General features: G+C 46.6%; 23 protein-coding genes and 1 pseudogene. 19 read left to right on the top strand and 5 right to left on the bottom strand.

Going from position 1 to position 22,282, the window contains the following annotated elements:
• Nucleotides 1–697: 697 nt before the first annotated feature.
• The 13 genes from FJD32_RS24895 to FJD32_RS24955 all read left to right on the top strand — a co-directional run bounded on the left by FJD32_RS24895 (nucleotide 698) and on the right by FJD32_RS24955 (nucleotide 16,092).
• Nucleotides 698–1,708, top strand: coding sequence for a tyrosine-type recombinase/integrase (locus tag FJD32_RS24895; protein ID WP_140907147.1), 1,011 nt, complete (start codon nucleotides 698–700; stop codon nucleotides 1,706–1,708).
• 4 nt (nucleotides 1,709–1,712) lie between these two features.
• Nucleotides 1,713–2,582, top strand: coding sequence for a 3'-5' exonuclease (locus tag FJD32_RS24900; protein ID WP_140907146.1), 870 nt, complete (start codon nucleotides 1,713–1,715; stop codon nucleotides 2,580–2,582).
• Nucleotides 2,579–3,070, top strand: a complete 492-nt coding sequence (locus tag FJD32_RS24905) for a hypothetical protein (RefSeq protein ID WP_140907145.1) — start codon at nucleotides 2,579–2,581, stop codon at nucleotides 3,068–3,070. The genes FJD32_RS24900 and FJD32_RS24905 overlap by 4 nt, the downstream gene beginning before the upstream one ends.
• 191 nt (nucleotides 3,071–3,261) lie before the next feature.
• Complete coding sequence (locus tag FJD32_RS24910; protein ID WP_140907144.1) at nucleotides 3,262–3,513, top strand: hypothetical protein; 252 nt, start codon at nucleotides 3,262–3,264, stop codon at nucleotides 3,511–3,513.
• A gap of 163 nt (nucleotides 3,514–3,676) precedes the next feature.
• The gene (umuD, locus tag FJD32_RS24915) at nucleotides 3,677–4,111 is read left to right on the top strand and encodes a translesion error-prone DNA polymerase V autoproteolytic subunit (protein WP_140907143.1); all 435 of its coding nucleotides are present in this window, start codon (nucleotides 3,677–3,679) and stop codon (nucleotides 4,109–4,111) included.
• Nucleotides 4,099–5,352, top strand: coding sequence for a Y-family DNA polymerase (locus FJD32_RS24920; protein WP_140907142.1), 1,254 nt, complete (start codon nucleotides 4,099–4,101; stop codon nucleotides 5,350–5,352). The genes umuD and FJD32_RS24920 overlap by 13 nt, the downstream gene beginning before the upstream one ends.
• A 97-nt stretch (nucleotides 5,353–5,449) precedes the next feature.
• Complete coding sequence (locus tag FJD32_RS24925; RefSeq protein ID WP_140907141.1) at nucleotides 5,450–5,650, top strand: hypothetical protein; 201 nt, start codon at nucleotides 5,450–5,452, stop codon at nucleotides 5,648–5,650.
• Between the two features lie 302 nt (nucleotides 5,651–5,952).
• Entirely contained in the window at nucleotides 5,953–6,828 is an 876-nt protein-coding gene (locus FJD32_RS24930; RefSeq protein WP_140907140.1) for a DNA replication terminus site-binding protein, read from the top strand.
• A 148-nt stretch (nucleotides 6,829–6,976) separates the two neighbouring features.
• Nucleotides 6,977–8,017 carry a DNA-binding protein gene (locus FJD32_RS24935; protein ID WP_140907139.1) on the top strand — a complete coding sequence of 347 codons (1,041 nt, stop codon included), beginning with the start codon at nucleotides 6,977–6,979 and terminating at the stop codon, nucleotides 8,015–8,017.
• Nucleotides 8,018–8,303: 286 nt separating this feature from the next.
• Nucleotides 8,304–9,815 carry a UvrD-helicase domain-containing protein gene (locus FJD32_RS24940; protein ID WP_140907137.1) on the top strand — a complete coding sequence of 504 codons (1,512 nt, stop codon included), beginning with the start codon at nucleotides 8,304–8,306 and terminating at the stop codon, nucleotides 9,813–9,815.
• Nucleotides 9,816–9,926: 111 nt separating this feature from the next.
• Entirely contained in the window at nucleotides 9,927–10,967 is a 1,041-nt protein-coding gene (gene traF / locus FJD32_RS24945; RefSeq protein WP_140907136.1) for a conjugal transfer protein TraF, read from the top strand.
• Nucleotide 10,968: 1 nt separating this feature from the next.
• Nucleotides 10,969–12,402: a conjugal transfer protein TraH gene (locus FJD32_RS24950; protein WP_140907135.1), complete on the top strand. Its 1,434-nt coding sequence runs from the start codon at nucleotides 10,969–10,971 to the stop codon at nucleotides 12,400–12,402.
• A gap of 12 nt (nucleotides 12,403–12,414) precedes the next feature.
• A complete protein-coding gene (locus tag FJD32_RS24955; RefSeq protein WP_140907134.1) occupies nucleotides 12,415–16,092 on the top strand; it encodes a conjugal transfer protein TraG N-terminal domain-containing protein in 3,678 nt (1,225 codons plus the stop codon).
• Nucleotides 16,093–16,298: 206 nt separating this feature from the next.
• Here the strand turns inward: FJD32_RS24955 and FJD32_RS24960 are convergent.
• Nucleotides 16,299–16,507 (bottom strand): annotated as a pseudogene (locus FJD32_RS24960) (permease); the annotation flags it as partial.
• A 714-nt stretch (nucleotides 16,508–17,221) separates the two neighbouring features.
• Between FJD32_RS24960 and FJD32_RS24965 the strand changes: the two are divergent.
• The 4 genes from FJD32_RS24965 to FJD32_RS24980 are packed head-to-tail and all read left to right on the top strand — an operon-like array spanning nucleotide 17,222 to nucleotide 19,195.
• Nucleotides 17,222–17,494 (top strand): helix-turn-helix domain-containing protein, encoded by a 273-nt coding sequence (locus tag FJD32_RS24965; RefSeq protein WP_140907133.1) that lies wholly within the window; start codon nucleotides 17,222–17,224, stop codon nucleotides 17,492–17,494.
• The gene (locus FJD32_RS24970) at nucleotides 17,494–18,027 is read left to right on the top strand and encodes a transglycosylase SLT domain-containing protein (RefSeq protein ID WP_140907132.1); all 534 of its coding nucleotides are present in this window, start codon (nucleotides 17,494–17,496) and stop codon (nucleotides 18,025–18,027) included. The genes FJD32_RS24965 and FJD32_RS24970 overlap by 1 nt, the downstream gene beginning before the upstream one ends.
• Before the next feature lie 11 nt (nucleotides 18,028–18,038).
• Nucleotides 18,039–18,647 carry a flagellar transcriptional regulator FlhD gene (locus FJD32_RS24975; RefSeq protein WP_140907131.1) on the top strand — a complete coding sequence of 203 codons (609 nt, stop codon included), beginning with the start codon at nucleotides 18,039–18,041 and terminating at the stop codon, nucleotides 18,645–18,647.
• Complete coding sequence (locus FJD32_RS24980; protein WP_140907130.1) at nucleotides 18,644–19,195, top strand: FlhC family transcriptional regulator; 552 nt, start codon at nucleotides 18,644–18,646, stop codon at nucleotides 19,193–19,195. Before FJD32_RS24975 ends, FJD32_RS24980 begins: the two co-directional genes overlap by 4 nt.
• A gap of 59 nt (nucleotides 19,196–19,254) precedes the next feature.
• On the opposite strand, the gene FJD32_RS24985 is transcribed toward FJD32_RS24980, so the two are convergent.
• The 4 genes from FJD32_RS24985 to FJD32_RS25000 all read right to left on the bottom strand — a co-directional run bounded on the left by FJD32_RS24985 (nucleotide 19,255) and on the right by FJD32_RS25000 (nucleotide 21,353).
• Nucleotides 19,255–19,674: an H-NS family nucleoid-associated regulatory protein gene (locus tag FJD32_RS24985; protein WP_140907129.1), complete on the bottom strand. Its 420-nt coding sequence runs from the start codon at nucleotides 19,672–19,674 to the stop codon at nucleotides 19,255–19,257.
• A gap of 1 nt (nucleotide 19,675) precedes the next feature.
• Nucleotides 19,676–19,969 (bottom strand): hypothetical protein, encoded by a 294-nt coding sequence (locus FJD32_RS24990; protein ID WP_140907128.1) that lies wholly within the window; start codon nucleotides 19,967–19,969, stop codon nucleotides 19,676–19,678.
• A 16-nt stretch (nucleotides 19,970–19,985) separates the two neighbouring features.
• Complete coding sequence (locus FJD32_RS24995) at nucleotides 19,986–20,969, bottom strand: ParM/StbA family protein (RefSeq protein WP_140907220.1); 984 nt, start codon at nucleotides 20,967–20,969, stop codon at nucleotides 19,986–19,988.
• A 114-nt stretch (nucleotides 20,970–21,083) separates the two neighbouring features.
• Complete coding sequence (locus FJD32_RS25000; protein WP_140907127.1) at nucleotides 21,084–21,353, bottom strand: hypothetical protein; 270 nt, start codon at nucleotides 21,351–21,353, stop codon at nucleotides 21,084–21,086.
• A gap of 113 nt (nucleotides 21,354–21,466) precedes the next feature.
• Between FJD32_RS25000 and mobI the strand changes: the two genes are divergently transcribed.
• Together mobI and FJD32_RS25010 are read left to right on the top strand one after the other, a co-directional pair.
• On the top strand, nucleotides 21,467–22,006 hold the full coding sequence (mobI, locus tag FJD32_RS25005; protein ID WP_181159842.1) for a conjugative transfer protein MobI(A/C): 540 nt from the start codon (nucleotides 21,467–21,469) through the stop codon (nucleotides 22,004–22,006).
• A 4-nt stretch (nucleotides 22,007–22,010) separates the two neighbouring features.
• The coding region (locus tag FJD32_RS25010) for a hypothetical protein (protein ID WP_205403082.1) at nucleotides 22,011–22,282 on the top strand (272 nt) is incomplete at its 3' end.

Below are 22,282 nucleotides of genomic sequence, written 5' to 3' on the forward strand. Positions count from 1 at the left end.
CTTTTTCAGCAAGTATGTTCCAACGCAACATCTTATACCATTCCGTTTAAATCTGTAAAATTATCGTATTACCGTAATTATGATAATTACGGTAAATAAATTGAAATTTCTCTATTGTTGTTCTACTTATTAAAATGTATCTTTGAAAAAGTAGTGTTTTTAAAGTAAGATTGGTGGTGATTATCTGTCTAAGTAGAATAAAGTTTGCCAATATCAAATAAAGATTGCCCGAATCAACCTTTGTGTAAGATAAAATCTGCACAAGCAAACATAAAACCCATTATTTACAATGGGTTATGGTTGCACAACTCCTTATATTTAAACCAAAGAATCGACCGAGTAACAAGTAGAGCCAGATGTTAAACCAAAGAAAATTTGAAAAGGTATTGGCGAGAGTCATCAACAAGAACAGCAACCGATGTTCTGTGTGCAAAAAGACGTTTCCTGTGCCTTGCCACACATTTGGTGGGGTGGATGCAGACAGCAAGGTGCAGAACGTCGGTCAGTGCTGCCGAAGCAATATAGTGGACCTGAGGCATGGTGGCGTCTATACCACTGCTCCGGTCGGTACTGATGAAGGTGAGCGCCAGGCCCGTGAGCTTTTGGCTTCTCATCCTTGTGCTCGTCGTATGTAGGAGATACCTATGAAAAAAGTCATCTTCATCAGTCAGTCTGAGGCCGAAATTAGGAGGTAACTTTGCACGATACGAACAACGACAAAGAAGTTCTAATTCCACACGCAGAGTCCCTTGTTCCGTTAGAACAAAGCGTCCGCAGTGAGTTTCTGCCATCATCCAGTTCTCTCCAGAACATCCATGACAACCCTGCAATCGCCTACCTGTTGAGTCTTGGCTCAAAGCGAAGTAGGCAGACTATGGGCTCATTCCTCAATATAGTCGCCAAGATGATCGGGTTTCAGAACCTTCGTGATTGTGCATGGAGTTCAATGAGGAGGCACCACATTTTGGCCGTGCTGGAAATGCTAAGCGATTCAGGTAAAGCTCCGGCAACCATCAACACCTATCTCGCAGCGCTGAAAGGTGTAGCACTTGAAGCGTGGACGATGAAACAAATAGACACGGACAGTTTCCAGCACATTAAGCAAGTGCGCTCTGTGAAAGGGTCCAGGCTACCCAAGGGTAGAGCCCTTGAGCGCCATGAAATTCGCAGCCTATTTTTCACATGTGAAAGCGATCCAAGCTCCAAGGGGGTGCGTGACGCGGCCATTTTTGGGGTTCTTCTCGGATGCGGTTTACGTCGTTCTGAAATTGTCGCCTTGGACATTGTGGACATGATTTATAAAGACCGAGCACTCAAGGTGCTTGGCAAGGGCAACAAAGAGAGAATGGCTTATGTACCTGGCGGTGCATGGAAAAGACTTGAGAAGTGGGTTGAAGATGTTCGGGGAGAGCATGAAGGTCCTCTTTTCCCGAGGATAAGGCGATTTGATGATGTGACAGGAGAGAGGATGTCTGATCAAGCCATCTACCACATTCTGGAAACCAGAAGAGTCGAAACAGGTCTGGAAAAGTTCGCGCCTCACGATCTTCGGCGTACCTTCGCCTCCTCGATGCTGGATAACGGTGAGGACATTGTGACCGTGAAGGATGCTATGGGCCACTCAAGTATCGCCACTACTCAGAAATATGACCGACGCGGCGATGAGCGCTTGAAGAGAGCGAGTCAACGTCTCGATATAGCGGATTAACAGTATGGATGATGAAGAACTCGAACTTGCCAGAGTCGAAGCCATGAAAGCCGATAGGTGCTTTTCAAAAGGACGGCTCAGGGACGAATTTCGGATGAAACCCAAGCCGGGAGTAGAGCCAGTTTCGTTCTACAAAAACGGGTATGGCGGCCAATTTGGAGTGTACCGGATTGCAGATTGCCAACCAATGCGTAGAAGGGGCTGTTCACCGGCATCACAAAAGCAAATAAGGGCGCAATCCATCCTTTCGGTCAAGGCAAGAATGCGTAGTAACCTGGCAAAGGCCTCTGTCATGGCACAAAGGTGGGTCGCTCTGGAGCCTCTGGTACTCGATACTGAGACGACCGGGCTTGGTGAGAGAGACCAGGTGATAGAGTTGGCTGTCACAGACATCTGGGGCGATGTTCTACTAAACACCAGGTTGCGGCCAACCGTGAAAATTTCCCCTCATGCAATGGATGTTCATGGAATCAGCGAGGCGGATCTGACGAATGAGCCAATGTGGCCTCAAATTGCGCTAGATCTTGCCCAGCTTCTCTCTGGCCGACATGTAGTGATATTTAACTCCAGTTTCGATAGCAGGCTGTTGAGGCAGACTGCCGGTGCATTTGGAGATGATATGCCTTGGTGGGAAGATAAAAATTTGCTGTGTGCGATGACGCTGGCGTCTGATGCCTTTGGCTCAACCAACCGGCACGGCACTATCTCGCTTGCGGATGCAACCTACCAAGCAGGCGTGGTTTGGAAAGGTCGAGCCCATGCAGCAGCGACCGACGCTATTGCCACCGCCGATCTGGTGACAGAGATAGCAAAAATCCAACGTAATCTCGTGGTTCAACTCCAGGAGCTTCAAAGCAAAGGTAATTTGGAATGACAGAACAATCCTACGGTGAAAGCCTGAAATTTTTCTCAGACTGGCAGAAAGAGCCCGCGAAACGTACCGGCATTAATGTACAACACACGCTAACCAGAGGTGAGTATCCTACTCTCAGCATCGAGATTGCGCCGATCAGGGAATCGGGGGTCAGCCCAGACTGGAAAAGCAAGATCACTGTGCAGCTCACTCGTGGCGAGCTGACGGCGTTTTGCGGTGTTCTCTTTGGCTTGCGTAGCAAGGCTGAGGGTTCCTATCACGGTGACTCGAAGAATAAGAGCTTTGCGGTTTACAACAACGGCAAAGCCGGTGTTGCAATCACCCTAAGCGAGCGAGGCAACCAGCTCCAGAATTTCATCAATGATGATGACCGATTGGAACTCGCAGTTTTCGCTGTTCGCCAGCTATCCAACGCATGGAAAGTTAGCCCTTCTGATGCTATAGCGTTATTGCGTCAATCAGCATGGATGGACCGCAATCTGTCCTAATAGCACTATCAGGCGTCTGCAAAGTTGTGAAGTTAATTCTTGAAACCATTGGATTCCGTGACGCTTAAGTTCTGTTTTAAGCAACACGGAAACAATTATAGAAACAAGAATGCTATAAATATCCTCGTTTTTTGCTCTCCTCTATACGCATGTATATATTGCTCAACACTATAATTCGTGTGGAGTTTCGTATGGCAGTACCATTCATTATTTTAAACACTGAGCAAAAACGTTCAGAGCGATTGCGAAATGCAATATTGGGAAATTTTTCAGGGGAAACACCAAGATTATTAGTTACTCAAGACATAACTAAACAGTGGATACATTTGAGTAATAGCGGATTTTTTCCTTTAGATATATTGGCTCTAGCAAACAATGACTTAGAGCAAGTTCCATTACTCAAATTTGAAAGATTAATGCGCGCACTAAATAGCTATCTCTAAGCTGGCACACTGCCAGCTCCACCTTATTTTTGTTGATGACACAGCAAAGAGCGGTGGCGATTACCCACCGAATTATGCCAGGAATCGACAGCAGGATCGAAATTTTAGATTTTTATTTTTTTACTGCTATTATTACTGATTATTTATACAGTGGTTTAATGCTATGAAACTCATCACATGCAATGCGAGTGCAGGAATTTCGGGTTTTCCAAGCCCTGCGGCTGATTACGTAGAATTACCGCTCAGTCTAGATCAACTACTTGTTGAGCATCCAAGCTCAACCTGGTTCGGTCGTGCGGCGGGACGCTCAATGGAAGGGGTTGGGATCTATGATGGCGATATACTGGTGATAGACCGTGCAGCTAAGCGCCGTAATCTCTCGATTGTGGTTGCCAGCTACAATGGTGAATTTACTGTAAAGCTTCTCGATGAAAAGCGCCGGTTACTGGTTTCGATAGATCAACAACAAAACATAGCATCCGTTGCAATTGATGATGCGGATACTTTCTCGGTTGAAGGGGTGATCACTAAATCGATCAGAGTACATGAGTATTCAAGCTTACTTGAACAATATCTGAGTCAATTATGTACGGACTGATTGATGCTAACTCCTTTTATGTAAGCTGTGAAATGGTCTTTAGGCCCGACTTGCGAGGACTTCCTGCGATTGTACTCAGCAATAACGACGGGTGTTGTGTGGCAATCAATCGTGCGGCCAAGTCCGTTGGGGTGAAAAAATTTGCTCCTTATTTTGAGCAGCAACATCTATGCAGACAATATAATGTACATGTGTTTTCATCTAACTATGAACTGTATGCTGATCTGTCTGCAAAAATGATGCAAGTGATCGGGCGTTTCGCGCCCGAACAATACGTGTACTCTATTGATGAGTCTTTTGTGTCGTTCAAACGCTGCGCTTCAATTGGAGACTTAACGGCACATTGTTCTGAGCTGCGTCGAGTTGTTTGGCGTGAGTGTCGTTTGCCGGTTTGTGTTGGGGTTGGCGAGACATTAACTCTTGCTAAATTGGCTAATCATGCAGCTAAACAACTGCCGCAATATCATGGCGTTTGCGTTATAAATAACGATGTACAACGTATTCAAATCTTAAAATCTATGCCCGTTAATGAGGTTTGGGGGATTGGTCGCAAGTTAAGTGCTAAATTGGGCTCACAGGGTGTGCAAACTGCCTACGATTTGGCTCAACTGGCGCCGAAAATAGCTCGACAGCATTATTCAATAGATGTAGAGCGTACAGTACGAGAACTCAATGGACAGATCTGTAAAACGTGGGACGAAACAAAAGCGGATAAACAACAAATTTTTTCTACTCGTAGCCTTGGTGAGCGAATCACTACCTGTGATCATTTACACCAAGCGTTAGCCAAACATGCCGCCATAGCGGCGGCCAAAGCGCGGGAACAAGGCTCGTTATGTAAAGCAATGGTCGTGTTTGCTGCTAATTCGCCCCATGACCCACAGCCATTGTATTTTAAAAGGTTCGTGAAGTTTGTCTGCGCCACTGATGACAGCCGCGAACTGTGCGCTGCGGTAAGCAGAGAGCTTTCAAATCTTTATCGCCCTGGTGTGCGCTATTATCGAATTGGTGTTGGCCTGATTGATCTTTGCCCCAAAATGTCAGTGCAATATGACTTATTTAATGCGCCAAAGAGCGGCCCTAATTTAATGAAAATCTTTGATAGTCTGAATAATCGCTATGGCCGTGATGTGTTGTATATTGCTGCACAGGGGAGTGATCAGCATTGGACTATGCGCCGCCAGTTTTTATCGCCGCAGTACACCACCCGTTGGTCCGATATTCCGATGATTAAAGCGTAATAGAATTTTATTGTGTTTTATCCTGGCCTTACTCCACGCATACAACCTCAAACGTCTGTTATAGGTTACATTTTTTGAAAATAATGGGAATAATCAAATGTCTAGAAACTTAGAAGTTAAAAAACAACAAGCGCTAATGGTTAAAGATCAAGTGGAAATTATTTTAAAGCGTTATGAACTGAGTGATGCAGACAAGGACAAAATAGCAAAAGACGTTGCTGATGTTATCTTGACAGCATGGGATCTACAGCTTAGTGATTTTAGCTTTGCCAACACTTGGTCTAAACCAGAGATTTAACATAGGGCCATTGTACTAAAGCTGAGAAGTTAGACCATCATGCAAGGTGGGGTATAGAAGGTGCCAGCCCCACCCCCGCAGTCCCACTCAGCCACATTTCTGGCCTGACCCGCGCTTTTCTTCTTTCTCTCTTTTTCTCTCTTTTTCTCAATCTAATCTCACACACGAAGGTCAAACAGGACACCCGCCGAAGCGAAGCGGAGGCGTATTCTTGCCCTTACCCCCCTTGTTGCATGATGGTCTAATACTGTCTACTATGTAACCAATGATCTATCAGAACAAACCCACACACAGGCGGCAACATGGCTAAAAATTTCATTTCAGAACAATTCTCGGCCATGTGCCGGGACTTAACAAACCTATCTTCCATTATCAAACGACTACCACCACGGTACGCAAAAGTTGCGGCCATCCCCCCTACCAGAAAGGGAATGGAGAGTGAGCGCATCAACAACATTGTCGTGACAGAACAAATAGGACGCGAAGCTCTTGAGCTGGCAGCGCATAGCTACAAAGATCTGCACATCAATCCAGACTATTCGCAGAAGTCTGCCAGGCGAACAGTGGGGGTCCTATGGTTCTCCCCTTCCAAAGTCGGGCTGGCTGATGAAATTGCTGCGACAGTTGATCGTATCAATGCGGCCAAAGCCGGTATAGAAGAGTTCATTATCTCTACATATCCCACCAGGCAAGAGCGGTTTGAAGCACTTCGAGTAGACTGCCCTGGAGTAATGACTCTTCACCTTTACAGGCAAATCCGATGCTATTCCAGTGGCGACATCGACTCTATCCGCTTCACCTGGCAACGGAAGGACTCTTTAAAGAAACCAGTGAAAGAAGAGCTCTTGCAACGCATAAGAGAGGAGCTTGAACGTTCTGGTGCTGACTATCAGCTTCCCCTTGAACAACTGATCCAGAGGATAGTCAGCACTCCAGAGCCTTACCTCCGGGAGCGAAGGGAGGTAAAAGTGCAGCCGGTAGCAAACGTCATGGCCGCAGGCGTACTCAAAACCGTTACCGCGCCTATGCCCTTGATCCTGCTACAAGACAAGGATGTTGAGCTCAAAATGCTTCGGAGCTTCGACGCATCTGAACAGCGCAAAACACGCTCGGATAAGTCGGCGTCGGAAATTCTTGGCACCTTTGGTGGCGTCACCATCGAATCGACCCCTGAGTAAACGTGACCATGTAACAAAGCCCTTCCGTACTGAGAAGGACTTTGTTCAACCGAAATAATTTCAATCCACCTTGCTTTAATGTATTATTATGATAATTATCATATTACAGTAATTATCATAATTACTTTAAGAAAAGAGGAACGTTATTATGGCTAGAAAATTAGTTGAGTACGACGATGTGGCCGCTGCGGCTCAAAGGCTCAAAGACGCAGGTAAACGTCCAACTCTCATCGCGGTTAGAGATCTCATTGGTAAGGGAAGCTACACCACCATATCAACATTTCTAAAACAGTGGTCAGAGGAACATTCTCTCGATGATGAACCCGTAGAAGTGATTCTGCCTGAATCGGTCATGAGTGATGCTCGGCTCTTTCTCCAGAAAATATACACTGTTGCAAAAGCCAGTGCTGATGATCAGCTTGAGCGCGAGCGAGAGCTTCTGCGACAAAAAGAGATCGAGTTCGAAGAAGACATGCAGCAAGCCGTGGAAATGGCTAATGATGCCACAGAAAAATCTGAGCTTTTGGAAGAGCAGCTTGAAGCTATGACCAACAAAAAAGCAGAGAGTGATGCTGCTCTTGCTAAAACTGAGAGCTCGTTATCACTCAAATCTGCTGAGTTAGAACGCTCTCTAACTGACATCGAGAAACTAGAAAAGCGGATCATGGATTTGGAAGGAAAGTTGGAAGCGAAATCCACCGATCTTACCCGAGCTCAGGATCACTTAGAGCAAGCTGAAAGCGAAAATCGCTCTTTGAGCCAAAAATTGGCAACTACAGAGGGTGAGTTAGCAGCCCAAAAAGGCAAGAGTATAGAGCAGACTGAAAAACTCCGGGCCGCTCACGAGCAAAATACAGCGTTAAAGGAGCAGCTCGAAAAAACACAGGCCAAATTGGCCCAATCACAGGACTCCCTTGCCACAGCCAAAGCTCATGGCGAATCCTTAGAACGAGAGTACCAGCGTCTATCTGGTGATATCCAAAAGCTGGAATCTAAACTCTCTAGCGCCGAAGCGGAAGCTCGCACTCTTGTTCAAGACAAAGGCGTTATTGTTGGTCAGTTACAGGAAAAGGACCAGCAGGCCAATAACCTTGAACAGAGACTCAATGAGGCGCTGACCAAAATTTCTGGGTTAGAGTTAGAACTCGTTAAAGTTGGCAAGGGAGGGAAAAAGAAAGAGGAAAACTGATGGCGCGTAAGGCTAAATATTCAGAAGAGTGGCGAAGCAGAGCGGCTGCTCTTCAAGTCAATATCGAGGAGGCTATGGAACTAACCTCTGCGTCTATTGGTGACGATGACTGGTTACACCGGCTGCATACCTGGGTTGCAGAAGTGGCCCATGGGAAGGCCCCAGACTGGTGGACAGATCTGGATTGTGAAGCATCACTCCCCCGAGAAGAAAACCGGGTCAGTACCTTCATCTCGACACAAAGGAAACGTATCACTTCTCAGATGTGTTTGGCGTAGGAGGTTTCATGAAGCAACTACCTCCTGATACACCCGAACAATCAATGATCACTCAGTATAAAGGGTCTCGACTTGTCGTTAAGGCTTATGCTGGTACGGGTAAAACAACTACGTTGGTTAAATATGCCCACAACAACCTCAATTCCAGAATCCTCTACTTGGCATACAACCGAGCCATCCGCGACGAGGCCAGAGAGAAGTTTCCTGCAAACGTGGACTGCAAAACATCCCATCAGCTTGCATATGCCACTATTGGAAGAAGCTATCAGCATAAACTCACCGGCAACCTAAGGCTTACCGATATAGCGCAAGCGGTAAATACGAAGAACTGGACCTTTGCCAAAGACATTATTGACACGCTCAACGCCTTCATGTGCAGTGCTGACATGCGGATTCTTTATACTCATTTTGCTCGTGCTGACACTGGCAAGTTGCTTACATCCAAACAGGAGAGATACCAAATACAAGTGATTGAGGGTGCTGAGCTTATATGGAAGCGCATGACCAACGCCCAAGATCCGTTCCCTACTGTCCACGACTGCTACCTCAAGCAGTATCAGTTAGGTATGCCAAACCTTTCTCGCCGGTACACTACTATTCTGTTTGACGAAGCTCAGGACGCAAACCCTGTCACAAGCAGCATCGTTTTGCAGCAGAACTGCAAGGTAATATTGGTTGGAGACCGCCACCAGCAGATCTATAGGTTCAGAGGAGCAAACAACGCTCTTGATAGCAAAGAACTTATGAACGCCGACCAACTTTATCTCACTCATAGTTTCCGCTTTGGTCCCAACGTGTCGCTTGTGGCAAACGCCCTTCTTGAACTCAAAGGTGAGACTCGCCCTGTCATTGGCCGGGGGGCAGCAGATCAGGTGGTTATGTTTTTACCTGGCGATGTGGGCCATCGAGCAATACTTCACCGAACCGTAATGGGTGTTATTGAAACGGCTCTATCTGCTACCGAAGCAGGTTCACAAGTTTTCTGGGTGGGTGGAATTGACGCTTACCAGATTAATGAGCTCCAGGACTTGTATTGGTTCTCGATGGCTGAACCTGAACGGGTCAAAAACAAGAAACTTCTTGATGAATATGAAGACTACTTTGAGTATCAAGAAGTAGCCAAAGCGACAAAAGACCCCGAGATGATGAGAGCTGTCAAAATCATCAACAGCTACGATGAAATACCTGAGCGACTCACTGTTCTTCGACGAAATACAGTCAAAGAAGAGTTTGGTGCCGATATTACGGTTTCGACTGCCCATCGCTGCAAAGGGCTTGAATGGGACTTTGTTCAGCTCTATGACGACTTTCCTGATGTCCTTGATCCTGAACTCGACCCTATGGCTCGTGATGACGAAATAAACCTGCTCTACGTCGCCTCCACAAGGGCGATGCGTATCCTAGCCTTGAACAGCGCTGTAGAGATGGTTATCCGCTACATTACCCATAAGCGCTTAGTCGGGAAGCAGAGAAAGATTGCTGCTGAGGCCAAAGAAGTTGAAGAGGACACGTCCAAATAACTTGTGTCAATTCTTTCACATGTGAAAGTTGACAAATAAATCGCTCTTAGCGCCCTAAATGGGCGCTTAGACCTGCCTAATTTCACGCCGCACACCTCTACCATAACGAACATGGGAAAATACGTGCGTGAGACTATGAAAAAATCACCTTTGAACTTACTGCTCCTAGCATCGCTCACGCTGGGGGCATCACACCATGCTTGGGCTCAAGATGTCACTAGCTCAGGTTTTTATGAGCGAAAAGAAGAGGGTTGGTTCTGGTACAAAGAAGAGCCAAAAGAACCAGAGAAGAAACCCGAAAAACCTAAACCGAAGCCGGTGGCAGAAGCGAAGCCAACGCCGACGAACCCTACCGAACCACAAACAAGCGGCCCAGAAATGTTCTCGGCAAAATGGTTCCGAGAGAACCTTCCAAAATACAAGGATCTAGCTTGGAATGACCCAACTGTTGAAAACGTCAGAATGTTTCTTTACTTGCAGCGATTTGCGATAGACCGTTCAGAACAGTTTTCCGATGCAACAGAGCTGGCTGTTGTGGGTGATCCATTTTTGGATGAAATCACCAGACGCCCTGCGGCCACGTTTGCTTCACAGCAGGTGGACCGAGATGCTGGCAACGCCAAAAATATGCTGCTCAAAAGTGTTGCCGACCGCGTGGGGATATTCTTCTTCTACAAGTCAGACGACGACTACAGCGAATTACAAGCTCCGCTCATCAAAATGCTTGAACAAGGAGAAGGGTTTTCGATTATCCCCGTGTCTATAGATGGTAAACCTCTCCCCAGCGGAATCTTTCCTAATTACAAAACCGATGAAGGCCATGCCAAACAACTTGGCATCGTAACGTTCCCTGCTGTTTACCTAGCTTCTCCGGATGGTCAATTCGCCCCGATAGGACAAGGACCAATGTCACTTCCAGAGCTGAACCACCGGATTTTGGTCGCAGCTAAACGCAACGGCTGGGTATCAGACGAAGAGTTCAACCGTACTCGTCCCGTACTCAACCTAGAAAACAACATAGCCGAACGCTTGGCCTCACCAGAGTTGGGGGCTGACCTCAAACAGCTATCACAAGCGAGCGGAGACAAAGACAACTTCGTGCCACCGGAACAACTAATGAAGTACATCCGGGACAAATTACAGGAGAACTAAAATGGTCACGTACAAGACATTAAAAAGGAGCCTGATTGCACTAAGTGTGGCGGCCAGTCTCTTTATTGCTCCAACAGGAGCTATGGCATCTAACGGCCTACAATCTCAAATGGACAAGCTGTTCAATGAAATGAGTAATACAACACCGCCAGGTGTTTATGAAAGCCAGCGACGCGGTGTGTTAGCTGGTGGTCGTTTCACTGCGAAGACTCGTATCTTTGACGAGAACTTGGTGAGTTTTGCACCTCCATCATGGAAAGCAGGTTGTGGTGGTGTGGATCTATTCGGTGGGTCACTTTCATTTATTAATGCCGATCAAATCGTCCAACTACTTCGCGCTGTCGCTGCAAATGCCAAAGGCTATGCCTTCCAGCTTGCACTGGATAACGTTTTCCCTGATGGGGCTAAATGGATAGAGAACTTCCAAAAGAAGGTGCAAGCACTCAACCAGCATCTAGGAAATTCCTGCCAACTAGCGCAAGGGCTCGTAAATGACCTAACCAGCGGCATGGACGTTAAGCACAAAACAGATGCTTCTATTACAGCCACAACTTCCGGCTTATATGAAGACTTTTTCGGGTCCAAACAGGAAACCAGCGGTAAGAGCCCTCTGGAAGAACTAAAAGCTAACAAACCTGCTGAATACAATAAGATGATTGGCAACATTGTCTGGAAGCAACTAAAGGGCAACAATGCAAACACCTGGTTCCAGTACGGAGATAACACCCTGCTTGAAGCGATCATGTCTTTAACTGGCACGGTAATCATTGGTGATCTCGTCAACGACCCTAACTCAACCGGAACTGGCGCAAAAACTACGCCTTTGACGACGCTCCCTGGCAACAAAATTACCCTTTCAGATCTGATTTCAGGTGGCTCTGTAGAGATCTATTCTTGTGATAGCGATACAACCAATTGTTTGAGTGCTGGAACCTCCAATAAAACGGTCTCGCTCAAAGGAATTAAGAACCAGATTACGGATATGCTGCTAGGAACCAGCTCCACACCGGGAGTTATCTACAAATATGCTACTAACTCAGGAACTTTGACTGACCCAGAAAAAGCCTTTGTATCCAATCTCCCAGGTGGCATAGGCACCATTGTCCGCAACCTGTCAGTCCTTTCGCAAGACGGAGCTAACCTTTTCGCCACGGAGTCGTCTGGAGCAATTGCCCTGGCAATGATGTACAGCTTTTCGGAAGAGTTTTTCCGTGCCGCTCGCATTGCAATGGCAAACAGCAACTCACCCTATAAAAAAGAGGCTCTAGATCTTCTCTCTCAATCACAACAGCAAATCCGTGGCGAGTACACAATCCTTGCTTCTCAGTATGGCGACCTAGCGAGCCAAATTGAGAAATATAACAACCTACTGGACAACATCCGCAAGCAAAAATACATGCTGGCAACTTTGTCCAATCCTCCTAGCACAAACTAAGGGGCAATAGGAATGGGAGCTTTTTCAATCTACTCTATTGGTGACTCTGCTTTTCTGGAGCAAATCCTGATTGCAGTATCAATGATCACAGGAACTGGAGACTTCGAGAAAATGGTCAGTATCGGCCTGCTTCTTGGTATCTTAATGATCTGTATTCAGTCTGTTTTCCAAGGTGCAAAGCAAATAAACTTGCAGCAGGTTCTGGTTGGCTGGATTCTGTATGCTTGCTTCTTCGGCCCGACCACAACAGTGACTATCGAAGACGCTTACACTGGGCAAGTTCGTGTCGTAGCCAATGTACCTATTGGTGTAGGTTTTGCAGGTGGCGTCATATCCAACGTGGGATACACCATCACCAATTTGTTTGAAACCGGGTATGGTGTGATCGTCCCTAATGTTACGGAAAGCCATTTCTCCGAAACACTGAAACTGCTCAACGACGTCAGAAGGCGAGCTTATGACACCGGGGTGTTCACCGCTCTTAACTCTGCAAATGGCGGAGGCTACGTTGACGTGAGACGCTCCTGGAACAACTACATCAGGGAATGTACGTTGACTAAAGTCGATCTCAACCTCATGTCGCTTGATGAGTTAATGAATCGTTCTACTGATTCTGCTTTACGTTTCAACTCGCAGCTCTACGGTACTCGCTTGTACTTATCTACGACAGATCCAGATGGGGCAGATTACACCTGTACAGACGGATGGGTGGCAATTAGCTCTGCCACCGCTAACCTGAGCAGTCCAGTTGTTGTTGATGCCCTGAACAGCTTGCTTGGCATAGACACTTCAACCGGCAATAACGCACTCACGAAGCTGACTGATTCCCTTCAAGCTATGGGAGCCACCACTACTTCATCAATCGACTACCTGAAAGCCGCTGTTCTGGAACCTCTCTATTACGAAGCCGCAGCAGGTCGTTATCAGGATCTCCAGGACTACGGTTCTGCTTTGATGGTCAACCAAGCGATCCAGCAACGTAACACTCAATGGGCCGCAGAACAGTCTATGTTTATGACCGTCGTACGCCCAATGCTGACTTTTTTCGAGGGTTTCATCTACGCTATCACCCCGATAATTGCCTTTATCATTGTGATGGGCAGCTTTGGGCTCCAGTTGGCTGGTAAATATGTTCAAACCATCCTCTGGATTCAGCTCTGGATGCCGGTTCTCTCGATAATCAACCTCTTTGTTCACACCGCCGCGTCAAACGAGATGTCTGGCCTCAGCGCTTCTGGCCTCAATTCTATGTACGCACTATCTTCGACTGGAGATGTGTTGCAACATTGGATAGCTACAGGTGGGATGCTTGCAGCGTCCACCCCAGTGATTTCACTGTTTATCGTCACAGGCAGTACCTATGCCTTCACCAGCTTAGCATCAAGAATTAGTGGCTCTGACCATGTTGATGAGAAGATGCAAACACCAGATCTCCTCAAGCAAGGTCCGGTCATGCAGAGTCAGCCAGCTTACAATCACAATCAGTTCAGTGGCGCGATGGCGAACGGCGCAGAAAGCATGATCAGCACATTCTCTCTTGGTTCCACGTTGGCCTCAGGAGTTAGTTCCGCTCAAGCGTTACAAAGCCAGAAATCAGAGGCATTCCAGAGCACCTTAGGGAGAGGCTTTTCTGATGGAGTGAGCCAGGATCAATCATATTCGAGACTCTCCAATGTAGGGCGCAATGTTTCTTCGCAAAACACCGCTCAGAGCCAGCTCATCAGCCAGCAAGCCAAGAACTTTTCGGATCAGTTCCAAGTGGATGACTCTCACTCCGATGCGGTAAAGGGTGCATTTGCCATGCAAGCAGTAGGTACTCTTGATGTTGATCAGGCAGCGGCAATGCTTATGCCTATGGTTGGCACAGCTAGAGCAGCCGCCAAAGCAGGTCTAAGCGAGATACCGGGTAAGATGGCTGGTTTAAGAGCAAACGCAAAAAATGCATTAGGCGTAAAATCATCAAGTACAGCGCTTGCAACAGTCGGTGAATCTGGTGGTGGACAAGGTAGTGACAACGATCTAATTGACATAAAAGCACGAGCCAGTGGATCTACTGAATCATCAGCTTCTGATACTTCTAGCTGGTCAGCCAGCGATGTATCCCAGTTTATGAAAGGTGTTAGTTATTCTCAGACCGATAGCCAAGCGTTGACGAATCAATTAGCACAGGGTTTTAGTCGCTCAGGTAGCGAATCATTTAAGCAAACATGGGGGGATAACCTTTCCCAGAATTTGTCAAAGTCGGCTTCTGAGTTGGTTTCTGCATCAGATACCTTCACTACAATGAGCCAACTCCAGAATCAAATGGGGTCCATGACTAACACCGACTTTAAAACTCTCGGTGGTGCTGTCGCGCAAACTCCTGCGGCTATGAATCAACTAAACGACTACTTCCGTAATGCAGCACCACAGTCTGTTAAAGACGAGGCATCTTCGTTACAGCAGAGATACCAGTCTTACGGAATGTCACCCCAAGTAGCCCAAGCAGCAGCGCGAATGACTGCAATGACCAACTCCAAAAACTACGAACAAGGTAAGGAGCTTGGTGGGTATCAAGCAGCGCTACAGGCTATTAATACCGCATCAGGTCGCAATGGAGCGTTTAATGGTGATGCTTATGGTAATGACAGCATTGGAGGTCCTAATGTTCAAGCGTTGCCAGCACTGGTGCAAGGAGCCGTTGGCAGTGGTCCCAGCTTACAACCTGGATTTCGTGAGAATGTGGCTGGTATGTCTGGAATCAACCCGGCATCAGAAGCTGGTCAGTTACCAACGAATAGTCCTCTTGTTCAAAGTGAACATACTTCTGGTACATCAGCTCTTAACAGTCAAGCACAGCAAACAGAACGAGATGTATCAGCTCCTGAACTTAAAAAAGCCCAGGATAACCTTATGAATTCGCTCCCAGAAATGTCCAAAAGCGCTTCAACATGGGGAGCATGGGATAACTCCTCGGATTGGTTAGGTCGTAGGGCTGAACAAGCTGGTGGAGCTCTGATTGCTGGGAGTCAGGCTGGTGCAGAGGTTTTCTCTAAAGCGATGGATCAAATGAGGACAATGACGCCCGAACAACGTGATCAGTTTATCGCTGCGACAGAGCGTGGAGACCAAGCAGTCAAAGATGAGTTTGGCTGGGCCGGTGATGCGCTGGTCGGCATGGCTAAACTTGGCCGCAACGTTATGGGTGCTGCGGCTAGCGGTTATGATTCTGCGAAAGAATGGCTTACTGGTAAATCTGATCTATCAGAAGCAGCCAAAGGTATGAGTATTGAGGAAAGAGGGGCCTTTTACGCTGCTGCTCTTGCCTCAGTTTCAGAAGCAGGTGGTGGAGCGGCACAGCAGTTTATGAACCAGTATGGTGATGAGTTCAAAGAGACTATGCAATCTATCGCTCAAAGCCGTTATGGCCTTACTCCAGCTCAATCTGCTGTTTATGCTGAGTCCTTTGATACAAATGAAGGAAACATGAACCAGGCCGTTCAAAATCTAAAAATGGAATACGCTGAACGTAATCCAGACGGAACACCAATGATGCAAGGAGGGCAACCTGTTCTCTCACAACAAAACGAGGAGTTTACAGACAAACTGGTAAACGTCTTACAGAACTCAACTGGAGCTGGTGATCGTTCAGGAAGTTACCTGACAGCAGTTAGAGGCTACAATGTAGCTAACCAGCGATTTGGACAATAAAAAAAGGAGGCTTCGGCCTCCCTTTTTTATTCATCGCTTATACCTATCCCGGAACCAAGGCCTAAACCAGACCTTACTGATGGGTCAATAGATAGGTGCATCTCATCATCGTTATATTTAGCGTTTTTCCGCTTGCGGGAGCATACCTTTCCCACTCTTTCACTCTTATCAGCTTTGAATATTTGCACAAGAACAAAACTAACCAGAACAACAAGAGAAGCCTGCCAACTGAAATAAGCCACACCACCCCAGAAGATTATTGACGCCCAGATGCTCCGGTGAATCAGCAACAGGAATCGCCCCCCCAAACAGCAAAGGGGGCTAATGCAACTCCAAGCCCCCAAGGCGTATCAGTCATCATGGCTATACCCAGAAGTACCATTCCCAGCAGAAGAATATTGACTACATGTTTCATACAACCTCCTCATTCTTTACCTATAGTCTAACACGGCATCAAAATATGCAACTGTGAAAGTTTGGCTATTTTTCACTAAGTAAGCATTCCATCAAAAATTTTTAAGATTAACATGCGTCCTGAAACTTTCACATGTGAAAGTCAGACCTTGCGGAACAAGGCATTTGTTGACAAACCATTACATAGTTGAACATGTCAAACAAATCGCATAAACTATGCTACAGGCCATTGCTAACGTTTTGGTCCCTATCTGCAACATCGCAGAGTCTTTATTTCCAAATATCTCATTTTGTAAACTCCATCATCCTCGTGTGGCCGGGGCGCTCCTTTGCCTTCCCTGCCCTCCTCAGCTCCTGCTGTATTCGCAATTTCAGCCCTCGCTGTGTCCATAAAATCACTTATAACGAAACGCTATTATATATCCCCAAATATCGCACCTCCCGTGCGCTATTTCCGTCATTCCATTGGCGCACTTATTTATACTATTTCAAAATAACTCGTATCTCATTGATTACTAATAATATTGTAACTCTGTACTACTGGTACAAAGTTAAGTGTATGTTTTTAAAGGTTTTCTTTTGTTGACAGCATCATTATTTGCGCTTATAAAGGGCGCAAAATATGTCAGTTTGTGACAACAGAGAAACTCTAAAAGCGTTCATTAAATAACGCACTTTTTGTATTGGAAATAACGCAGTTTAAGGGATGGCAACAATGGACAAATGCCAAGTAATAGACATCCCAATCGACCTGGAGAAAAAACGCGAATGGATCAAGTACAAATTAAAGATCCAAGGACTTTCTCTGGCCGCATTGGGTAGAAAACACAAAACATCTCGGCAGGTGGTGTCTACTGCACTCTACAAGCCCAGCCCACGTTGGGAGCACGAAATAGCGACAGCTTTGGGCATGAAGCCGTCTGAGATTTGGCCGGAGCGGTATGACGAAGAACACGAAATCCCCATTAAACATAAGGAGGCAAGCTGATGAAGAACAAAGCAAAAGTATTGGTTCTTTCTGCGGCTCTCTTGTCGCCAACAGCAAATGCTATTGAGCTGAGTGGGACGATCTTCGACAAAGCTGCGAAAGCTCATAACCTTGATCCTCTTCTGGTGTATTCGGTCGCATTGGCCGAATCAGCCTCTGGACGAGGTAACGGCGCTATAAGTCCTTGGCCTTGGACGCTTCGCGTTCCGGGGCTTCCTTTCTATGCCAAGTCGGAAGATCAGGCCAAGGCGAAGCTAGTTGAATTTCAGCAACAGTATGGACGGGCAATTGATGTTGGGTTCATGCAAGTGAACATCCGTTGGAATGGTCACAGAGCATCTTCACCAGCAGAACTTCTTAACCCGGAAACCAACGTAATGGTTGGTGCAGAAGTGCTTTCAGAAGCCATTCAGTCATCTCCAAATGATTTGGAGCTTGGTATTGGCCGCTATCATGCCTGGGAAGACGAAATCAGAGCCAGAAACTACGGTAGTCGAGTCTTGGCTATCTATCGCAACCTTCGTGATTTGTGAGGGGACGCGAAATGTTAGAACTAGACATTATTGGGGCTTTGGATGCTAAAGCGGTCAACCTCGATCAAGAAAAAGCAGACAGAAACGTCTACGAATTCGATCTTACACTTTGGAATCTGCTTTGCTCTCTGGCAAAAGAACGCCCAGAGGACGCGTCCTCACAATTTGCTTTGGGCATGGGCACTGTACAAAAATTATCACAGGCGACACCTTCCCAATTAGAAGCGCTTGCCTCTGGTGTACTGATTTCTTTCAAGCTGGAAACGGCAGAACAGAACATCTTAACACGGCTAACAGGAGTCTATGATCCGGTTGTTTTCATCAATCATAGTGTCGATGAGTTTGATGCTGCCTATTGGTTGCTATTTAACCGCGTTGCTTCGAGAGACTCTGAGATGGCTAAAGAAGTTTTCGGTGTATCGAGAGAGCTTGCTGAGCTGGTGGCTAAAGCAACAGATAGTCAATTGCGACATATGTCTGGAACAACAGTAACGCATTTTACACTGCGTTTTGCTCCCAGCATCATTGAAGAAATACTTGATGATAGCCGGGATGAGTTAACACACCCAGTATTGAAAAAACTGCAACAGTCTCTACAGGGACGTGGGAGGTGGAGATGAACATAGGCAGCTCAGGCACATTGGGTCGATGGGTTACAGCTAGACACATGGCCCTCGCCGGATACATCACAAAAATTATCATGATCGAGACAGGGCTGACCTATAAGCAGGTTCGACGTCTTTATCAAGATTTGGAGAGAGATGGATACACTTTGGAGCGAAAGTCCAGGACATTCAGAGGTGGTGCAACACTAATCCATAGCCATACGTCCAAGATTCAGGCATCACTTTTGATGCAGCTCTATTTCAACATTGGTGGGGATGCAGTGTTACGCTCTGTGAATATAAAAGCCCTAAATAAGGCGTTCAGAATGTATCACGCTATTCGTAAAGAAGTGCCAGGAATGAAAGGTGCGCGATGGGCTCCGTTTGATATTACCGACGCTTGGTGTCTTGCTTCTGAATTACGAAGTGGCGACGCAATGCTAGAGGAATGCGATAATTGCAAATGCACGTACTTCACTTCTGTCAATCAAAGAACCTGCGTTGAGTGTCCGTTCTGCAAGGAACAAGGAAGGCATGGTGGTGGGGAGAAAGAGTGTGCTTGAGTAGCCTATGACATTTTCAACTAAAAGATGAGCGCCTCAACTTTGCGGCGCTCATTTTTTTACTTTTTCTGCGGTATACGAAAGCGTTCTAACTCAACATGTCCCAACCCCTTAAAAGCATCAGGGCGACGCCCTTGACCGCTCCAGGATACGCCGTCTTTTGAATATTTTGCATTATCAGGTTCTGATTTGCTTGTGTACATCTCGTTGAGAAGATTGATGTCTACTCCACACGATTCCATGTCACTCATGATTCGTTCGGCCTGGGCTCGCTTTTCTTTTTCTTCTTCTTCTCGCTTTTTGTACTCCTCCTCTAGTTCATTAAGAACACCTTTCATTCTGTCAATGATCTCCCGAACTTCATCCGGCGGGAGGCCTCGTAATAGAGTGCGAATCCGGCTTTTGCGCTTTAATTCTGCGATTATTAATTCTCTACGCTCAGCCGCTGATAGCGTAGAGAACTCCTCGTGGTCTTTCATGTTATACGGAGCCCATCAGTTTTCCTTTAAGTTGATCACGCTTGGAGTCCAGTTTGTCTTCAACCTGCAACTGCTCAGGTTGAGACTTAGCAATTTGATACTCTGAACTCGGTTGCGCAAAAGACCCAATGTTGCCAGAAAAACGAAGAGAATAAAGCCCCAATAGAGCAAGAGCCCGCAGCCGATCACTACGCGCCTTGTGCTGCATCTGGGACAGCTCACGATATAACTCCGGAAATCCTTGCTCCGAAATATTCAGATTAGATATTTTCCCATCCCATTTGCTACCAGCCACTACGACCTCCTATCTATTAGCCGCAGAACCAGAAGCCTCTGGCATTGGATGCCACGGATTCTTTGGGTAGCACGATCCTACTTTTAGGAAAAAGCTCTTTGGCTGCATCCTGGTATGCTTCTGCACCACCACCAGCCAGCAGAACAACATCAGCATCCATTCCGTCTTCCCGCATTGACTTACGCATAGGGACTAATGCGTTTTGAGCCACTTTGGCTGACGCCTTCTTAAAGTAATCTTTTATTGATACCTTATCACCATAGAGAAAAATTTCAGCCTTACCGGCGCGAATTGCTTTTTCTATCTTTTCAATGCCAGGCGCACCACCGTGGTCTTCTTGGATGAGTCGATTGGTTTCTTGTAGCAACATCGACATAGCCTTTAGGCTAGTGCCTGATGAGTGATAACGAACTTCACCCTCTTCAAGCGCAACCCAGTCAACAGAGAAAAATCCGGGGTCAATAACAACAGTTTTCCCTCCCTGAATAATTTCTAGTAGGTCATCATCCTTTGTTGAGCTGACAATATCCATGTAAGCACCGGCAGGTTGAGGCACAACCACGACAGACTTAACCGTTACCGCTCGTTTAGGTGTGATCTGGTGCTCACCCTCCAACCGAGCTTTCAATGCCTCTCTGAGTTCTACTTCCATGTACTGGCTTACTGGAAGACCTGTCACCAGTACATCAATTTCCTTCTGTTCCGACATCAGAAGTGCAGCGTAAAAAAGAGCCTTATACGGTTTCGTTGATGGATAGTCACCGTGAAGCTCTCGCTCCCACCCTTGCAGACGGTCAGGTTCAACACCAGCAACCCACTTCTCCCCATCAATCACAACCTGAATACAGGTCCCAGCGCCACCAGTTAACTGCTGTGGCATCAGTTCCAGTGGGCCAGCGCCAACAGGCATAACAACAGTACGAGCTTCTTCACCTTTATGACCCATAGCCATTTTCAGGTTGGAGTAGCCAATATCCAAACCCATAACAAACTGATTCATGAAATCCTCCAAAGATTGCTTTTTGATTGCTTTTCGATTGTGTTTCTCTTGTTGGAGATAGAATACAGCCTGACTCATGCCTCTATAGCCTCTGTAGTTGCCCAAAAGGGGAGTTTAGGTCGTTTTTCGGTGGCTTTTGGGGGTTGGAACCGTCCATACATGTGGGTTTGCTGCACGGATACATAAATTAATGACAACAGCACCCCACCACATATCAATCTCTCCTTTACCAGTATCCATAGTGTTTTCGTAAATATTTGGAATTTTACTCTCATTATCCAATATATCTGGAATCTTGCCCTGTAGATTCAAAAATAAATTATAGGATTCTGAATTGAGGTTGTAAGATTCCAGATAGATAGAGGGGCATTTGACAAATTCCAAAGATGGGGTAGCCTAGTAACAGAACTAGATTCCAATATTGGAATAATCAGCTTTAAATTCCAGATAGATAGTTATGTGGATAGGAATTGGATAGGAATTGGGAGGGTTTTGATGTGAGTCTACCAAGAGAACGATGGTTAGATCTACTAGATCCTAAGCTGGAAGAAGAACGATCCGAGATAACAGAGGATCTGCTTGAGGCAGAAGGTCGAGAGTTTGTCTCGGAGTTACGGAGCAAACTGGATCACGCTATAGCTGTTCTTGCTGTCGAAGCACAGCAGGAAGCCGATATGTACTGGAACGCGCACAGATCTGCGCGTGAAGAAGCATCGGAGGACGAACAAGGGCGCATTGGTACACGAGTTCGCATTCTAGGCGTATCACTCGTTGCAGAGTGGTATCGCAACAGATTTGTCGAACAGGTTCCAGGTCAAAAGAAAAGGGTTCTATCAACACATATCAAAAAGGGCCGAGGTCATACCTACAGCATGTCGCACTTCAAGAAAGAACCAGCTTGGGCACAAGAGCTTATCCAGCAAGTAGAAAGCAGGTATGCCGCGTTAAGACAAAGAGCGACAGCGTTAGCAAAAATTCGCCGGGCGCTCAACGAGTATGAGCGACTGTTAAACAAGACTCATAACGATGAGGTGTAATAACATGACAGTATCTGTAGCGGCCACTGAGCTGGCGAAGCTCGGCAAATGCGAAACGATGATAAAGATATTTGCTAAGCATCCTCGCCCTGCCCCAGCAAAACGCCCACAATCGCCACAGGGGACCGATAACACCCTTAGAGGTGAGTTCGCCCATTTTCGGTATGAAGCTGCTGCCCTGCGCTTCATGAACAGTGCTGCGGGGGAAAAGCGTCGCATCTACCAGCTAGTGTTTGCAGCAACGGTAGCAGCGGGAGTATTGACACTGCTGGCGGC

Origin of the sequence: Shewanella sp. LC6, from assembly GCF_006385735.2 — a bacterium.
In the GTDB taxonomy this organism is placed as follows: domain Bacteria; phylum Pseudomonadota; class Gammaproteobacteria; order Enterobacterales; family Shewanellaceae; genus Shewanella; species Shewanella xiamenensis.

Excerpts from the sequence above, each read along its gene's own strand:
- FJD32_RS24925 (WP_140907141.1), top strand. The coding sequence starts at position 5,450 with ATGTCTAGAAACTTAGAAGTTAAAAAACAACAAGCGCTAATGGTTAAA.
- FJD32_RS24975 (WP_140907131.1), top strand. The coding sequence starts at position 18,039 with ATGTTAGAACTAGACATTATTGGGGCTTTGGATGCTAAAGCGGTCAAC.
- FJD32_RS24940 (WP_140907137.1), top strand. The coding sequence starts at position 8,304 with ATGAAGCAACTACCTCCTGATACACCCGAACAATCAATGATCACTCAG.
- FJD32_RS24965 (WP_140907133.1), top strand. The coding sequence starts at position 17,222 with ATGGACAAATGCCAAGTAATAGACATCCCAATCGACCTGGAGAAAAAA.
- traF (WP_140907136.1), top strand. The coding sequence starts at position 9,927 with ATGGGAAAATACGTGCGTGAGACTATGAAAAAATCACCTTTGAACTTA.
- FJD32_RS24985 (WP_140907129.1), bottom strand. The coding sequence starts at position 19,674 with ATGAAAGACCACGAGGAGTTCTCTACGCTATCAGCGGCTGAGCGTAGA.
- FJD32_RS24930 (WP_140907140.1), top strand. The coding sequence starts at position 5,953 with ATGGCTAAAAATTTCATTTCAGAACAATTCTCGGCCATGTGCCGGGAC.
- FJD32_RS24980 (WP_140907130.1), top strand. The coding sequence starts at position 18,644 with ATGAACATAGGCAGCTCAGGCACATTGGGTCGATGGGTTACAGCTAGA.
- FJD32_RS24950 (WP_140907135.1), top strand. The coding sequence starts at position 10,969 with ATGGTCACGTACAAGACATTAAAAAGGAGCCTGATTGCACTAAGTGTG.
- FJD32_RS24970 (WP_140907132.1), top strand. The coding sequence starts at position 17,494 with ATGAAGAACAAAGCAAAAGTATTGGTTCTTTCTGCGGCTCTCTTGTCG.
- FJD32_RS24910 (WP_140907144.1), top strand. The coding sequence starts at position 3,262 with ATGGCAGTACCATTCATTATTTTAAACACTGAGCAAAAACGTTCAGAG.
- FJD32_RS24920 (WP_140907142.1), top strand. The coding sequence starts at position 4,099 with ATGTACGGACTGATTGATGCTAACTCCTTTTATGTAAGCTGTGAAATG.
- umuD (WP_140907143.1), top strand. The coding sequence starts at position 3,677 with ATGAAACTCATCACATGCAATGCGAGTGCAGGAATTTCGGGTTTTCCA.
- FJD32_RS24900 (WP_140907146.1), top strand. The coding sequence starts at position 1,713 with ATGGATGATGAAGAACTCGAACTTGCCAGAGTCGAAGCCATGAAAGCC.
- FJD32_RS24955 (WP_140907134.1), top strand. The coding sequence starts at position 12,415 with ATGGGAGCTTTTTCAATCTACTCTATTGGTGACTCTGCTTTTCTGGAG.
- FJD32_RS24905 (WP_140907145.1), top strand. The coding sequence starts at position 2,579 with ATGACAGAACAATCCTACGGTGAAAGCCTGAAATTTTTCTCAGACTGG.
- FJD32_RS24935 (WP_140907139.1), top strand. The coding sequence starts at position 6,977 with ATGGCTAGAAAATTAGTTGAGTACGACGATGTGGCCGCTGCGGCTCAA.
- FJD32_RS24995 (WP_140907220.1), bottom strand. The coding sequence starts at position 20,969 with ATGAATCAGTTTGTTATGGGTTTGGATATTGGCTACTCCAACCTGAAA.